General features: G+C 67.1%; 10 protein-coding genes. 3 read left to right on the forward strand and 7 right to left on the reverse strand.

Translation table 11 applies throughout. The features are described 5' to 3' along the window. Window positions 1-437: 437 nt before the first annotated feature. Complete coding sequence (locus ACFYP5_RS09225; RefSeq protein ID WP_389033007.1) at window positions 438-2519, forward strand: hypothetical protein; 2082 nt, start codon at window positions 438-440, stop codon at window positions 2517-2519. 67 nt (window positions 2520-2586) lie between these two features. On the opposite strand, the gene galE is transcribed toward ACFYP5_RS09225, so the two are convergent. After that, on the reverse strand, window positions 2587-3558 hold the full coding sequence (gene galE, locus ACFYP5_RS09230; protein ID WP_389032550.1) for a UDP-glucose 4-epimerase GalE: 972 nt from the start codon (window positions 3556-3558) through the stop codon (window positions 2587-2589). A 287-nt stretch (window positions 3559-3845) separates the two neighbouring features. On the opposite strand from galE, the gene ACFYP5_RS09235 reads away from it, so the two are divergent. Then, a complete protein-coding gene (locus tag ACFYP5_RS09235; protein ID WP_389032553.1) occupies window positions 3846-6077 on the forward strand; it encodes a CDP-glycerol glycerophosphotransferase family protein in 2232 nt (743 codons plus the stop codon). Between the two features lie 22 nt (window positions 6078-6099). Beyond that, entirely contained in the window at window positions 6100-9711 is a 3612-nt protein-coding gene (locus ACFYP5_RS09240) for a CDP-glycerol glycerophosphotransferase family protein (RefSeq protein WP_389032556.1), read from the forward strand. A gap of 78 nt (window positions 9712-9789) precedes the next feature. Here ACFYP5_RS09240 and ACFYP5_RS09245 read toward each other — a convergent pair whose 3' ends face one another. From ACFYP5_RS09245 to ACFYP5_RS09270, 6 genes are all read right to left on the reverse strand, one after another. Beyond that, window positions 9790-11814, reverse strand: coding sequence for a glycosyltransferase family 4 protein (locus ACFYP5_RS09245; RefSeq protein WP_389032559.1), 2025 nt, complete (start codon window positions 11812-11814; stop codon window positions 9790-9792). Window positions 11815-12127: 313 nt separating this feature from the next. Beyond that, window positions 12128-13567, reverse strand: coding sequence for a GTPase ObgE (obgE, locus tag ACFYP5_RS09250; RefSeq protein WP_389032562.1), 1440 nt, complete (start codon window positions 13565-13567; stop codon window positions 12128-12130). Between the two features lie 143 nt (window positions 13568-13710). Continuing rightward, window positions 13711-13968, reverse strand: a complete 258-nt coding sequence (rpmA, locus tag ACFYP5_RS09255) for a 50S ribosomal protein L27 (protein ID WP_028813462.1) — start codon at window positions 13966-13968, stop codon at window positions 13711-13713. A gap of 14 nt (window positions 13969-13982) precedes the next feature. Next, window positions 13983-14303 carry a 50S ribosomal protein L21 gene (gene rplU / locus ACFYP5_RS09260; RefSeq protein WP_030921216.1) on the reverse strand — a complete coding sequence of 107 codons (321 nt, stop codon included), beginning with the start codon at window positions 14301-14303 and terminating at the stop codon, window positions 13983-13985. Window positions 14304-14498: 195 nt separating this feature from the next. Beyond that, a complete protein-coding gene (locus ACFYP5_RS09265) occupies window positions 14499-15560 on the reverse strand; it encodes an iron-containing alcohol dehydrogenase family protein (RefSeq protein WP_313937254.1) in 1062 nt (353 codons plus the stop codon). Continuing rightward, window positions 15548-16300, reverse strand: coding sequence for a sugar phosphate nucleotidyltransferase (locus tag ACFYP5_RS09270; RefSeq protein ID WP_030921221.1), 753 nt, complete (start codon window positions 16298-16300; stop codon window positions 15548-15550). The genes ACFYP5_RS09265 and ACFYP5_RS09270 overlap by 13 nt, the downstream gene beginning before the upstream one ends. Window positions 16301-16519: the final 219 nt, after the last annotated feature.

A 16519-nucleotide genomic window follows, 5' to 3' on the forward strand; every position in this document is an offset into this window, starting at 1 on the left:
ATCGAGATGCGCCCGATTGACACTCGGAAACATTTTCTTGTTTCGTACATTCCTTCCACCGCGATGGGGGAATGCGGAATCACCTTGCGCACCGACCGCGCTTGCGCCCGCGCGGGGCATCTCGGGCGCCGGTCCGCGCTCCATTCGTGCGGACCGTCCGGCGACTGTCCGCACACAGCTGCCTGACGGGATGTGCACAGCCACATGGTCATCATTTAGAATGGTTGTACGAAGCTGCATATCGTCACACAGCCCTCACCTTAGCCGCACAAGCGGATGACATGACTTCTCTACGGTGGGGGCGGATCACACCCGCTTCCGGGGCCCCGGCCCTGGCTTTACCAGTCGGCCCGATCAACGTGCCATCCGGCCACAATCGCGCCCTGCGCGAGCTCGAGCTGCTTGGAGTCCCCCGAGTGCAACCTCTTCCCCTCACCATGCGGCCTGCCGCGAAGCCCTTCCTGGCCTTCGTACTGGCCGCGTCGTTCGTCGCCCAGGCCGCCGCCGCGCTTCTTCCGAACGTCCCCCTGCTCATCGCGGCCACGGCGACGGGTCTCGCGACGGAAGCCGTCCTGCACCGCTGGCAGCCAGGCCTGAACTCCCAGTTCACCAAGGTCAGAGCAGACGTCACGGTACGACAGGTCATACGCGACCTCCTGCTCGTCGTGGGCGTGCTCGAGCTGGACAGCCAGCAGCGGGAGACGGCCTACCTCCCCCTCGTCTGCGGTTTGCTCTTCTTCTACGCGCTCCACTTCGCGGGCCACGCCTCGGCGATTCTTGTGCGCACCAGCCGCACCATGCCCCTGCTCACGCGGAACATCGACGCCTCCGCCCTGCGGATCACCCCGGCACCCCCCGCGCTGCTGATGGGCGGCCCCGGACCGCGGCTGCTGCTGTTCGGTCTGCCCGCGACCGCGGGCCTGCTGACGACGGCGGCGAGCGACGAGCCGGAGTTCGCCGCGGCAGGCATCGGGCTTTCGATCCTGCTCGCATGCGCCGGACTGGCCGCGCTGGCGTGGCGGCTCGCCCGGCGCCGTCCCGCCTCGCAGGCAGAGGTGCTCGCCTGGTTCGACGCCTGGCTCGCCGAGTACCAGCCGACCGTCGGCATGTACTTCTCGGGCGGCTCCTCGTCCGCCTATCAGGCCAATATGTGGCTCGACACACTGGCCCGGACCGACGGCCGCCCGCTCATCGTGCTCCGCGAGCGCTTCATGATGCAGAAGATCGGCGCGACAGACATCCCCATCGTGTGCATCCCCAGGGTCGCCCAGCTGATGCGGCTCGAGCACTCGACGCTCAAGATGCTGATCCACCCCGCGAACTCGGGCAAGACATCGCAGGTCCTGCGCATCCCGACGATCAAGCACGCCTTCGTCAACCACGGTGAGAGCGACAAGCTCTCCAGCTGCAATCCCTACGCGAAGGCGTACGACGAGGTCTGGGTCGCGGGACCGGCCGCCCGGGAGCGCTACGCCCAGGCCGAGGTCGGCATCGACGACCGTGACGTGGTGGAGATCGGCCGCCCCCAGCTGGCGCCGATCGCCCTGTACGCGGGCCCGCCCACCGGCCCGCACACCACCGTGCTCTACGCCCCGACCTGGGAGGGCTGGGACGGCAACCCCGGCAACACATCGGTGATCCTGGCCGGCGAGAACATCGTCCGTGCGCTGCTCGCCGATCCCGGGGTACGGCTCCTCTACAAGCCGCATCCGATGACGGGTTCGGTCGACCCGCGTGCGGGAGCCGCGAACGAGCGCATGCAGGAGCTGATCCGCGAGGCCAACCGCCGGCGCACCGGCCCCCGCCCCGGCCCCGAGGCCGCGGCCGCGCTTGCCCTGCGGACCACGGAGCTGGAAGGGATCACCGCCTCCTCCTTCCGGAAGGGTTCGGACGACGCGGAGCGGATGCTGGCCCAGAGCGCACCGCCTGCGGGCCGCGCCGAAGCGGTCGCCGCGGCCACGGCCGCCTGGGAAGAGGCCTACTGGGAATCCCTGCCCGACTGGGAGCACCAGATCATCACGGCCCCGCAGCCCGCGCTGTACGCCTGCTTCAACCAGGCGGACCTGCTGATCAGCGATGTGTCGAGCGTGGTCACCGACTACCTGGCGAGCGAGAAGCCGTACGCCGTCGCGAACACCAGCGAGCTGCCGGAGGACGCCTTCCGGGAAGCGTTCCCGACGGTCCGCGCGGCAACGATCCTCACCCCGGACGCCGAGGGTGTGGAGGCGCTGCTGCACTCCGTACGCAATCCGGAGCACGACACGCTGGTCCGCAGCCGTGCCGAGCTGAAGCTCCATCTGCTCGGCCCCTCGGATCCGCCGTCGCTGGAGCGCTTCAACGAGGCGGCACGCAGTCTCTGCGCGACGGCGGACGGTCACCGTGAACGCATGGCGCAGCGGCTGCTGTCCATGATTCCGGCGCCGCGCGGGGCCGTGACCGAGGAAACGACGACGTCGGCGGATGCTTCGAAGTCCCTGGTGGATTCGAAGTCCCTGCTGAACGCGACGCCCGAGGTGTAGCCCCGGCGCACCGGCACGACGGCGAAGGGGCCCGCAGCCATGCGGGCCCCTTCGCCGTTGCCTTTCGTCACGCGTGGTGGTGGAGCCATCCCTGCCACGCGGAGTCGATCATCTCGTCCACCCCGTACGTGGCCGACCAGCCCAGCTCCGTCCGGATCCGGTCGGCCCCGGCGACCACGCGCGCCGGGTCGCCGGGACGGCGGGCCGTCACCTCAGGGGTGAGGTCGCCGCGGCCGGTCACCTTGAGGATCCGGTCGACCATCTCCTTGACGGAACTGCCCTCACCGCGGCCGATATTGAGCGTGAGGTCGGTACCGCTCTCGGCCTCGTCGAGCCTGCGCGCGGCGGCAAGATGGGCGGAGGCTATGTCCTCCACATGGATGTAGTCACGGATGCATGTGCCGTCCGGCGTCTCGTAGTCGTCGCCGAAGATCCTCGGTCCCTCGCCGGCGGCCAGCCGCTCGAAGACCATCGGGATGAGATTGAACACTCCGGAGTCGGCGAGCTCGGGTGAGGCGGCACCCGCGACATTGAAGTAACGGAGCGAGGCGCAGCGCAGTCCGTGGGCCCGAGCAGCTGCATGGATCAGCCATTCACCGACGAGCTTCGTCTCGCCGTACGGGCTCATCGGCAGACACGGAGTGTCCTCCGTGACCAGATCCACATCCGGCATGCCGTAGACGGCGGCCGACGAGGAGAACACCAGCCGGTCGACGCCTGCCGCGACCATGCTCTCCAGGAGAGTCTCCAGCCCGGTCACGTTCTCCCGATAGTAGTGGAGCGGCCGCTCGACGGACTCGCCCACCTGCTTCTTCGCCGCGACATGCACCACGCCTGTCACACCGTGGTCACGGATCGCCGCGTCGAGCCGCTGCCGGTCGAGCACGCTGCCGATCACCAGGGGAACCCCGGCGGGAACCTTCTCGCCGCTTCCCGTCGACAGGTCGTCGTAGACGACTACCGACTGACCGCCCGCGAGCATCGCACGCACGACATGTGCGCCGATATATCCCGCCCCACCTGTAACCATCCAGGCCATTTGTGCGTCTCCCTGTACGAGGTCATACCGTCGGCTTCACTCTACGTGTGGGCAAAATGAAGCCGAGGAAATAGGACCAATCAGCACTATCGTTTAATATGCCCCCTGCGAGGGAGATGCCAGGGCGTACACCTCCGGGTGAAGTCCGGGCCAACGCAGGGCGACAGCGAGCCAATGACGATCAATTACTCTGTCCGGGTACTTCGGCGCCGCTCTGTCGGCCGACGACACGAATCGGTGCCCACACGGACCCTCGACAGCTCTCTGGACTGGTGAAGGATGCCTCGATGCCTCGACTGACACTCATCGTGCCTGCCTATAACGTGCAGGGGTACATTCGGGAGTGCATCGACTCCGTACTGCAGCAGGACTTCACCGACTTCGAGATCGTCGCCGTCGACGACTGCTCGCCGGACGGTTCCGGCGAGATCATGGACGAGTTCGCCCGCCGCGACAGCCGTGTGCGCGTCTTGCACCTCGCCGAGAATGTGGGCCTGGGCCGCGCCCGCAACGCCGGCATCGAACAGGCGACCGGCGACTACCTGCTGTTCCTGGACAGCGACGACACTCTCGCGCCCGGCTCCCTGAGCGCCATCGCCCGGCGGCTCGACACGACGGAAGATCCCGATGTCCTGATCTTCGACTACACGCGCACCTACTGGGACGGCCGACGCCTGCCGAACCAGCGCGCCGACCTGCTGGCCGAGACCGGCCCCGCGGTCTTCTCGCTGGCGGACCGGCCCGAGCTGCTGGATCTGCTGCAGATCGTATGGAACAAGGCATACCGCCGCGACTTCGTCACCCGGCACGGTTTCCAGTTCCCGCCCGGTTACTACGAGGACGCCCCCTGGACGTACTCCATCCTGATAGCCGCGGACCGCCTCGCGGTGCTCGACCGCACGTGCGTCTTCTACCGGCAGCGACGCGAGGGCGGCAACATCCTCCGTACCGTCAGCCGCAAGCACTTCGACGTCTTCGACCAGTACGACCGTGTTTTCGCCTATCTGGACGAACACCCCGAGCTCGACCACTGGCGCACGGCGGTCTTCCGGAAGATGGCCGACCACTATCTGACCATCATGGAAAAGCCGGGCCGGCTGCCGCGCAACGCACGGTCCGAGTTCTTCCACCGGGCGTCCACGGAATACAGACGCAGGCTGCCGGACGGCTTCGAACGCCCCCCGGGCGGCCGTGGCTACAAGTACACGCTGCTCGGCATGGGCTCCTATCCGGCACTGGCCGCCGCCACCCGGGCCCGTCGGCTGCGCAACCGATCCAGCCTTCGCAGTCGCGAACGCGTCACCCGTGCCAAGCGCGCCGCCATGGGGATGTTCTACCAGTCCCAGCTGAGGATGGGACTGGACGACAACCTCGCGGTGTTCTCCGCCTACTGGAGCCGCGGCTACTCCTGCAACCCCGCGGCCATCGACGCCGAACTGGCCCGCCTGGCCCCGCACATCCGCCGGGTGTGGGCGGTCAGGCCCGACCAGGTCGACCGGGTGCCCAAGGGCGTCGAGGTGGCGGTCGTGGGCTCCCGTTCGTACTGGACGGCGGTGGCCCGCGCCAAATACCTGGTCAACAACGTGAACTTCGCCAACGCGGTGGTGAAGCGCGAGGGCCAGATCCATCTGCAGACCCATCACGGCACCCCGTTGAAGACCATGGGGCTCGACCAGATGAACTTCCCGGCCTCCACCAACATGGACTTCGAGGACCTGCTCAAGCGCTGTGACCGCTGGGACTACAGTCTCTCCTCCAACCGGTTCTCGACCACCGTGTGGGAGCGGGTGTACCCGTGCCGGTACACCTCCCTGGAGGCCGGCTACCCGCGCAACGACGTCCTGATCAATTCAACTGCCGCGGACGTGGCAAGGGTTCGACGGGAGCTCGGGCTGAAGGACGGCTCCAGCGTCTTCCTCTACATGCCGACCCACCGCGAGTACCAGAAGGACTTCACCCCGCGGCTCGATCTTCCACGGCTGGCCGATGAACTCGGCGAGGACGTCACTCTTCTGGTGCGCGGTCACTACTTCTACAAGCCGAACGGGCGGATGGCCGAGCTCCAGACCAGCGGCCGCATCATCGATGTGTCGGCACACCAGCGCGTCGAGGACCTCTACCTCGCCTCGGACGCCCTGATCACCGACTACTCGTCAGCGATGTTCGACTACGCGAATCTTGACCGGCCGATCGTGATCTTCGCCGACGACTGGGACACCTACAAGGCGGTCCGCGGTACGTACTTCGACCTGATGACCGATCCTCCCGGCGCCGTCGCGACCAGCCAGGCGCAGCTCACCGAGATCCTCGGATCCGGCGAGTGGCAGAGCGAGAAGTCCGCCACCTTCCGCAGCAAGTTCCGCGAACGATACTGCGACTACGACGACGGTCACGCGGCGGAGCGTGTCGTCCGCAAAGTCTTCCTGGGCGAGGAGAGCCTCCTTCCCGTTGTACCGCTTGCCGACCGCCGGCCGGCACCCTCCCCAGCTCAGGCGCTCGAACCGGTCGAGCGGGTCTGACCCGAAAGGAATCCTGAAAGACATGGCCCCTCGGCTCAGTGTCATCGTTCCCATCTACAACGTGGAGCGCTATCTCCCGGCCTGCCTCGACTCGCTGGCCGCGCAGACTCTCAAGGACCTGGAAGTCATCATGGTGGATGACGGGTCCCCCGACAGTTCAGGGGCCATCGCGGCCGAGTACGAGGCCAGAGATTCGCGGTTCAAGCTGGTCAGCAAGGAGAACGCCGGCCTCGGCGCAGCGCGGAACACGGGAATTGAGCACCTCGCGCCCGAGAGCGAGTTCGTCGCCTTCGTCGACAGCGACGACATGATTCCGCCGGATGCCTACCGCCTCATGCTGGCCAGCCTGGACGACAGCGGTTCGGACTTCGTGACGGGCAACGTGCTGCACATCAACAGCACCAAGGTGTGGCAGTCGCCGATGCACCGCATCCTCGCCCGCGGCGCCGTCCAGCGGACCCATGTGTCTGTGAACCAGAAGCTGCTCACCGACCGGATCGCCTGCAACAAGGTCTTCCGGCGCTCCTTCTGGGAGAAGCACAAGCTCGCCTTCCCCGAAGGAGTGCTCTACGAGGACGTTCCGGTCATCGTGCCCGCCCAGTTCCTGGCCGAGGCCGTCGACATCATCAGTACTCCTACGTACTACTGGCGGCTGCGCGAAGGGGAGTCCACCCCGTCCATCACCCAGCGCAGGACCGAGCCGAAGGCCGTACGCGACCGATCCGCCGCAGTGGAGTCCGTGAGCCGGTTCTTCGGCAAGCAGCCCGGGGAAGAGGCCGCGAAGCTGAAGCGCGAGTACGACCGCACCGCCCTCAGCGGCGATCTTCGGATCTTCCTGAACGTGGTGCCGGACGCGGACGACGAGTTCCGCGCCGAGTTCCTGCGCGTCATCAATCAGTACCTGGACCAGGTGGATCCGCAGGTGGTCATGGAGCTGACCGCCATCCAGAGGGTCAAATGGCTGCTGGTACGCAAGCACGCCATGAGCGAGCTGGTCGAGCTGATCAATTCCGAGCGGCGCGGTGACCCGATTGAAATCGCGGGGAGGCTTCGGAAGTACGCAAGCTTCTCTGCCCTGGACAACAATTCTCAGCTGATACCCAAGCGGGCACGACGGATCGACCCTGATCTCACGCCACGTGCTCCGCTCCAGAAGGTCAGCTGGGAGAACGGGAAACTGCGGCTCTTCGGGCACGCGTGGATCGACCGGATCGACCAGCCGACGAAGCGCAGCGCGGTCAAGGTTCTGGTGCTCAAGAAGGACGGCTCACGACGGCGCATAGTGCTGCCCCTGCCCAACGTCTATAGCCCGGAGTGCACTGCGCTGTCCTCCCAGAAGCAGTACAACTACGACTGGGCCGGCTGGCAGTTGCTGTTCGATCCCACCAAGCTCCGCAAGGGCGGCCAGTGGGTGGAGGGCACCTGGCACGTCGGCCTGGGTATCGCCTCCGCGGGGCTCGTCCGCAAGCGCGCCGTGCATGCGGCCGGTGCGAGTGCGGCCAATCACTCGCCGTACCAGTGGCTCGACGAGAACTTCCGGCTGCTCCCCGCCACCTCCACCGGTGCCCTCAAGCTGCGTGTCGAGCGGGTACGCGCCCTGATCACCGATCACCGTGCCCTGGGCGAGAGCGTGGAGATCGATGGTGAGATCCGCGTCCCGCTGACCGCGCACGAGTCGGTGAACCTGGAAGTCTCCAACCGCAAGAGCGGGGAGGTCATCTCCTACCCCCTCGTCCTGAAGCCCGCGCCGGATGGCCGCGCTTCCTTCCAGGTCCGGGTGCCGCTCAAGGACATCGCGCTACTGCCCGAACACCAGGACGTCGTCGACGAAGGCACCGCCGCCGAGGGTGTCAATCCTGCCCTGGCCTCACGCCGCAACTGGGGCACCGAGCTGGTTGCCACTGCCCCCGACGGGACGGAGCGCCGGTTCAGCACCGTGGTCCGTGACGGACTTGCCGACCGGCAGATCCGGCTCCCCGCGACCATCGCCCAGGATGCCGAGCGGAACGAGCTTGCGCTGATCGCGGGACACAACGGCTACCTGAAGTTCTCCGGCCGTCCGCTCCAGGCCAAGATCACCGATGTGCAGTTTGCCGACGGCGAGTACACCGTCCACGGTTCCACGCCGGCCGATCTGAGCGATCCGGTCTTCCTCATCAAGGCCCGTGACTTCTTCGACGAGAAGGCCGTGCCGCTGCAGGTGTTCCCGGACGGTACGTTCGTCGCCAAGTTCACACCCTCCGCCATGTCGGGAGCCAACGGTCCCCGGCCGTTGAAGAGCGGTCGGTGGAACTTCTTCCTGCGGTCCGGGGACGGCAGCTCCGACGTTCCCTTCGTCATCGACCGGCTCACGGTTCCGAGCTTCCCGGTTTCCGGCGAGCACGCAGGTCGTGAGTACCACTTCGAATCCCGTTGGCACGACTTCCCCCAGCTGCACTGTCCCTCGGATCTGTCCATCCTCGAACGCGGCCGCTACCGGCAGGACAAGCTGCACCGCGAGGTGTACGAGGCCGGCCGCAAGGAGCCGCTGCGCGACGCCGTGCTGTACATCAGCTACAACGGCAAGCAGTACTCCGACAGCCCTCGGGCCATCCACGAGGAGCTGCTCCGGCGCAATGCGGATGTCCAACACCTGTGGCTGGTCAGGGACGGGCAGGTGGACCTCCCGTCCACGGCCGAGAAGGTCCGCTTCTGGGGAACCGAGTGGTACGAGGCGCTGGCCCGCTGCCGGTACATCGTGACCAATGCCCATCTCCCGCATTGGATCGAGCGCCGACCGGGGCAGGTCATCGTCCAGACCTGGCACGGCACCATGCTGAAGAAGATCGGCCTGGACATTACGGCGCCGAAGTTCAATCCCCAGTACCACGCCCAGCTACAGCAGGAGGCCCGCAGCTGGAACATGCTGGTGTCCTCCAACCGGTTCAGCACCCCGATCCTCAAGCGGGCCATGGGGTACGACGGTGAGATCGTCGAGACCGGCTATCCGCGCAACGACTACCTCTACGCAACCGACCGCGATACCCGGGCCAAGGAGATCAAGGAACGGATCGGGCTCCCGGACGACAAAAAGATAGTGCTGTACGCCCCCACCTGGCGCGACGATCTGGCGCACCGGCGGGGCCAGTTCAAGTTCGAGCTACGACTGGACACCGAGGACGCGCAGCAGCGGCTCGGTGACGATCACATCCTGCTGATCCGTCGTCATTCCAACGTGGTGGACAGCATCCCCGGAGCAGGGAACGGATTCGTCTTCGACGTATCCGAGTACCCCGACATCGCCGATCTCTACCTCATCGCCGACGTCATGATCACGGACTACTCGTCCGTGATGTTCGACTACGCGCATCTCAGGCGGCCGATGCTCTTCTTCACCTACGACCTGGAGCACTACCGCGACAAGCTGCGCGGCTTCTACTTCGACTTCGAGAAGGATGCACCCGGTCCGCTGATCAGCACCTCCGAGGAACTGATCGGTGCGATCCGAGACATCGACAAGGTGGCGGCCGAACACGAGGACCGCTACGAGCGGTTCCACAGGCTCTTCTGCGACCTGGACGACGGCCACGCCTCGGACCGGGTGGTGAACAGAATGCTGCAGAAGGCGAAGGAACTCGCCGACGAGCGCTGGTAGCGACAGAAGGCAGGGAGGGGCCCCGGAGAATGTCTCCGGGGCCCCTCCCTGTGTTTCCTGCTCGCAGTATCCCGAGCGCTACACACGCACCGTCTTCAGGGCAAACTGTGCGGCGCTGGTGAAGTACGGCCGAATCTCAATCGTCGTTACGGGACGCGGCGGCGGGGTGCCACCGTTACGGACCGTCGCGACGCACCGGCCGGCCTTGGCCCGGAGTGTCTTCCTGGGGTCGCGGGCCACCGTGACCCTGGGCCAGGGGAAGGTGAACACGTTGATCGGCTGAAGCACGTCGGTGGCCAGCTTTGACAGCGGCACCCTCTCGGCGCCCTCCGCCGGCCGCAGCCACACGTCCCAGATCTGCTCAGCCCCCGCGTGCTCCCCCACCAGTGCACCGCAGTCAACAGTGCTTGTGATCCGGGTGCCTTCACCGGCCAGGGCCGGGAACGTCAGCACGCGCGACTTGTCCTTGCGCAGGACAGCCTCGATCTGCGCTCCCCTGCCGAGCTCACCGCCCCAGTATTCCGCCTGCAGTTCAACCGTCTGCGCGGTCACCGCGAGGTCGCCGACCTCCACATGGGACGCACGCGCGACACTGCGGATCCGGAGCCGGTCGTCGGAGTTGCGGTGCGGAAGCATCAGTTCCATGGCCCGCGCTCCTGCCCGGGGCAGCGGGACATGCAGCAACTCCCGCACGTCGCAGCCGTAGCCGTCCACGTTCAACGGCACCTCGTGGCCGTCCGCGGTGCGCAGGGACAACTCCCAGATTGCCTCCGGCAAGCCGCCGTTCCAGGGAACAACTGCCGCGCCCTCGGCGGAAACCGGGAACCGCTTCTCGACGTCCCCGCCGCCGGTGCGGCGGCACACGACCGTGACGTCCCGCGCCTCTGCGGGCAGTGCGCCGACGTCGATCCTGACAGAGCCCCCGGTATCCATCCGGGCGGTGGCACTGGTCGGCAGCGCCTTTCGGGCGAAGGCATCGCGCAGGATCGCCTCGAAGCGCTCGCGGCTGGCCTCCTCGTGGAATCGGACGGCGCCACGCACGGCTGCCTCCGACATCCGCTTGCGCCGGTCGTCGTCCTCGATCAGCTCCAGGATCGCCTCGGCCATGGCATCGGTGTCATCACCCGGGACGATCAGGCCGTCCTCGCCATGGGTGATGATGTTGCGCGGTCCGTGGTGGGCGTCAGTGCTGACCACGGGCAGACCGGCGGCCATCGCCTCGACGATCACATTGCCGAACGCCTCCCGCTTGGACGGGAGCACGAAGATCGAACCCTTGCTGAATTCGGGGGCGACCGGGGCGGCCGGTCCCATCAGCGCCACGCTGTTGTGCAGGCCGAGGCTCTCGATCTGCTTGCGCAGGTTGGCCTTCTCCGTTCCTTGGCCGTAGATGCGCAGCCGCCAGTCGGGATGCTTGCGTACGACGATGGCAAAGGCTTCGACGAGCGCCGCGAAGTTCTTGTTCTCCTTGAGGAGACCCGCCGCGATGATGACCTTGTTGGTGCTCTTGGACTGCACCGGGGCGGCGGGCACGCAGTTCGGCATGACGGCCAGCCGGTTGCGGACGTCGGGCACCTGTTTGCCGATGCTCTCGGCCTCTTCGGGTGTGAGAGCGGTGAGCGCGTCCAACGAGTGGTACGCCTTGAACAGCCGGCCCTGGTAATACTTCGCGTACACCGAGGGCATCGAATGCTCCTGCGTGACCCGCAGGTAGTCGCCCTCGGCGTACGAGAGCATGATCGTGTTCCGTGGGCTGGAGCTCACCACGACGTCGGAGTCGGTGGTCGCGAGGAATTCCAGCAGCCGCAGCTCGGCCAGCCTGCTGACCACCGGCTTCTTCTCCGCCGGGTCGACCGGGTAGACCTTCGGGAAGACCCCGATCAACGGGTGCTCCAGGTCGGAGGCGGGGGAATGCCCCCGCAGGTCGGTGAGGACGCGCACGGAGACCCGTGGGTCGAGCGGGAAGTACGACGTGTCCCGCACCTTGCGCATGGCGACGATCTCCACTTCGTGCCGGGAGGCGAGCGCGCCCGCAAGGTTCTGCGTCGCGCTGACCACCCCGCCCATATGGCAGAGGTCGCGTACCAGGAATGAAATCTTCACCAGTGTCTTTCGGCCGGGCCGCAGCTCGCGGCGATCCCCGGGCAGCCTCGCGCGAGTGTCATCACGCTCCCCCTACCCCCTCGTTCGGCAAGAGGGCAGGCATCTGGCCTCGCATCGAGGTAGACACGCGGAAGCTCCAAAAGGCTGCACACCGGGCGCAATTTTATCCACCCTTTGGGCAAAACACCCGATTTGCCATGCACTCGTAGGGATCACGCCGGAGCCGGGCCGGAAAGCTCCGGGAACGGCCGAGGGGCCTGTCCCCGGACCAGAGATTCCTCTGGTCCGGGGACAGGCCCCTCGGCCTCGTGCGTTACGCGAACGGGTCGAACTCCTGGTATTCCTTGCTGACTTCGTCCCGCTCCACCTCGCGGTCGCGACGGCGCTGCGCGGCCGGACGCGGCGCTTCGAGACGGTGGTCCTCACCACGGCGCCCGAGCATCTCCGCACCCGCCGCCATGGTCGGCTCCCAGTCGAAGACGACCGCGTTGTCCTCGGCGCCGATGGCCACACCGTCGCCCGCCCGGGCGCCGGCCTTCATCAGCTCGTCCTCGACACCGAGACGGTTGAGACGGTCCGCCAGATAGCCGACGGCCTCGTCGTTGTTGAAGTCGGTCTGCCGCACCCAGCGCTCCGGCTTCTCGCCACGCACCCGGTAGATGCCGTCCTCCTCCAGCGTGACGGTGAAGCCCGCGTCGTCCACGGCCTTCGGGCGGATGACGACGCGGGTCGCCTCCTCCACGGGCTTGGCGGCACGCGCCTCGGCGATCACACCGGCGAGCGCGTAGGAGAGCTCCTTGAGGCCGGTGCGGGCGATGGCGGACACCTCGAAGACGCGGTATCCGCGGTCTTCCAGTTCCGGCCGGATCATGTCCGCGAGGTCTTGGCCGTCCGGGATGTCGATCTTGTTGAGGACGACGATGCGGGGCCGGTCGTCCAGACCGCCGTACTGCTTCAGCTCCTCCTCGATCATGTCGAGGTCGGAGACCGGGTCGCGGTCGGACTCCAGCGTCGCCGTGTCCAGTACGTGTACGAGGACGGAGCAGCGCTCCACGTGCCGCAGGAACTCCAGGCCGAGGCCCTTGCCCTGGCTGGCGCCCGGGATCAGGCCCGGGACGTCGGCGATGGTGTAGACGGTTCCGCCCGCGGTGACCACGCCCAGGTTCGGGACAAGCGTGGTGAACGGGTAGTCGGCGATCTTCGGCTTGGCTGCGGACAGGACCGAGATCAGCGAGGACTTGCCGGCACTCGGGTAGCCCACCAGCGCCACGTCGGCGACGGTCTTGAGCTCCAGGACGATGTCCCGGGACTCGCCCGGCTCGCCGAGCAGCGCGAAGCCGGGGGCCTTGCGGCGGGCGGAGGCGAGTGCCGCGTTGCCGAGACCGCCGCGGCCGCCCTGGCCGGCCACGAACGTGGTGCCCTGACCGATCAGGTCGGCCAGCACGTTGCCGTTCCGGTCGAGCACGACCGTGCCGTCGGGGACCGGCAGGACGAGGTCCTGGCCCTCCTTGCCGGTGCGGTGGTCACCCGCGCCGGGCTGGCCGTTGGTGGCCTTGCGGTGCGGACTGTGGTGATAGTCGAGGAGTGTGGTGATGTCCTGGTCGACGACCAGGGTCACATCGCCGCCACGGCCGCCGTTGCCGCCGTCCGGGCCGCCGAGCGGCTTGAACTTCTCACGGTGAACGGAGGCACAGCCGTGGCCTCCGTTACCCGCGGCGACATGCAGCTCGACGCGGTCCACGAAGGTGGTCATGGTGGGAACCTCCAGTTACATACCTGCAGAAATGTTTCAAGCTCATGCTGTCTCTCTCAGAGAGAAACACGCGAAAGGCGGACCCGCTTCCCATACGGGAAGTGAGGTCCGCCTCCGCAGAAACCGCTCGACGAGCGCCGAAATTACTCGGCGATCGGAACGATGTTCACGACCTTGCGGCCACGGTGGGTGCCGAACTCGACCGCACCAGCGGCGAGCGCGAACAGCGTGTCGTCGCCGCCACGGCCGACGCCCGTGCCCGGGTGGAAGTGGGTGCCACGCTGGCGGACCAGGATCTCACCGGCGTTGACGGCCTGGCCGCCGAAGCGCTTGACGCCGAGCCGCTGAGCGTTGGAATCGCGCCCGTTCCGGGTGGACGATGCGCCCTTCTTGTGTGCCATCTTTTCTCAGTCCCTTACTTCGCAGCCGCGGGGATACCGGTGACCTTGATCGCCGTGTACTGCTGGCGGTGACCCTGGCGACGGCGGTAGCCGGTCTTGTTCTTGTAGCGAAGGATGTCGATCTTCGCGCCCTTGTGGTGGTCCACGACCTCGGCCTGGACCTTGATCCCGGCCAGCACCCACGGGTCGCTGGTCACGGCGTCGCCGTCGACCACGAGCAGGGTCGAGAGCTCGACCGTGTCACCAACCTGGGCAGTGGAAATCTTGTCAACCTCAACGATGTCACCGACAGCAACCTTGTGCTGGCGGCCACCGCTGCGCACGATGGCGTACACGCGGATCTCACTCTCGCTCGGAACCGGAACCTCTGATGCCAGCCGCTCACACGGGTCCGAAGACCCGCGACGATCCGGATTGGACGAGCGGCCTCTCCCGTACGAGCGGGAGGTCAGTGCTCAGAGGTGTGGCGAACAAACGCCGACGGTCAAGGCTACGGGGCCTTGGACAGCCGGTCAAACCGGGCCCCTGATTCAGGCCTCGACAGCCTTCACGTACTCGGCGTAGGCATCCCGGATCCCGTCCACCGACAGGTTCAGGTGCTCCAGGATCGTGTAGCGCCCGGGCCTGGTCTGGGGAGCGAAGTCGACCACCGAGACGAACTCGTCCGCAGTGAAGCCGATCTCCTCGGCGAGCACCGGCAGGCCGTGACTGCGCAGCGTCCGGGCCATCTGTACGGACTCCTCGCGGGCACCACGCAGATGCATCGCGAACGCCGCTCCCAGACCGCACTGCTCGCCGTGGCTGGCGGCACGCTGCGGGAAGAGAAGATCGAAGGCGTGGTTGATCTCGTGGCACGCGCCGGAGGCGGGGCGGCTGTCGCCCGCGACCGACATCGAGATACCGGTGATCACCAGCCCTTCGGCCAGCACCTGCAGGAAGCTGTCGTCCCCGATGCCGCCGGGGTGGCGCAGCACCGCCTCACCGGCCTGGCGGGCCATAGCGGCAGCGAGACCGTCGATGTCCTCGCCCTTGACCTCGTGGGCCAGCTCCCAGTCCGCGACCGCGGAGATGTTGGACAGCGCGTCGCCGATCCCGGACCGCACGAACCGGGCCGGGGCCTCGCGGATGATGTCGAGGTCGATCAGGACCGCGATCGGGTTCGGGACACCGTACGAGCCACGGCCCGCGTCGTTGTCCAATGTGGCGACCGGTGAGCAGAGACCGTCGTGGGAGAGGTTCGTCGCGACCGCGACCAGCGGCAGCCCGACACGCGCCGCGGCGAACTTCGCACAGTCGATGATCTTGCCGCCGCCGAGGCCGACCACGGCGTCGTAACGCCCGGACTTCATGGCCTCGGCGAGCTTGATCGCGTCCCCGAGGGAGCCGCCACCGACCTCGAACCAGGAAGCGCTCGGCAGGCTCGCCGAGAGCCGCTCGCGCAGCGCCTGACCGGACCCTGCGCTGATCGCGACCGCCAGCTTGCCCGAGCTGGAGATCCTCTGGTCCGCGAGGACGCTCGCGAGATCGGCCAGGGCACCCGCGCGGATATCGACGACGATCGGCGCCGGTATGAGGCGGGTCAGTACTGGCACGCGATCCTCCTGCCCTTGGCGAGGTCCTCGTGGTTGTCGATCTCGACCCACTGGATGTCGCCGATCGGCGCCACGTCGATCTTGAAGCCGCGGTTGACGAGCTCCTGGTAGCCGTCCTCGTAGTACAGGTCCGGGTCACGCTCGAAGGTCGTCCGCAGTGCGTCCGCGAGTTCGTCGGCCGCTTCGCCCTCGATGAGGGTGACACCGATGTACTCGCCCGTCGCGTCCGCCGGGTCCATCAGCTTGGTGATCCGCTGGACGCCCTTCTCGGGGTCCACGACGACCTTCATCTCCTCGTCGGCGAGCTGCTTCACCGTGTCGAGGGCAAGGATGATCCTCTTGCCGTCACCGCGGGCCGCCAGCAGCGTCTTCTCGACGGAGACCGGGTGCACGGTGTCGCCGTTGGCGAGGATCACGCTGTGCTTGATCGAGTCGCGGCCGCACCAGAGGGAGTACGCGTTGTTCCACTCCTCGGCCTTGTCGTTGTCGATCAGCGTGATCGTGACGCCGTACTTCGCCTCGAGAGCCTCCTTGCGGGCGTACACGGCCTCCTTGCGGTAGCCCACGATGATCGCGACTTCGGTCAGCCCCACCTCGGCGAAGTTGCCCAGCGTCAGATCGATGACGGTGAGGCTCTCCTCGTCACCCTCGGGGCCCACCGGCACCAGGGCCTTCGGGAGGGTGTCGGTGTACGGGCGCAGACGCCGTCCGGCACCGGCTGCGAGTATCAGGCCGATCATGAAGGTTCTCCTTGCTTCCTGTTCTCGTGCTCTACGAGTTCATTGTCCGGTCGCGGCGCGTCCGACGACGGCCCGAGGACAGTCGCCTCGGTCACTTGAGCGAAGCCGCCCCGGCCGGATCCGGTCCCGCGCAGTCTCCGAGGACCGGGGCGGGTACGGCAGTGCACCGAACGCATGCCGACCGGCCACCGTACGGGGCCGGTCCGGTTGCGTCGGCTG

Origin of the sequence: Streptomyces sp. NPDC005262 (assembly GCF_042872425.1) — a bacterium.
Taxonomy (GTDB): Bacteria; Actinomycetota; Actinomycetes; order Streptomycetales; family Streptomycetaceae; genus Streptomyces.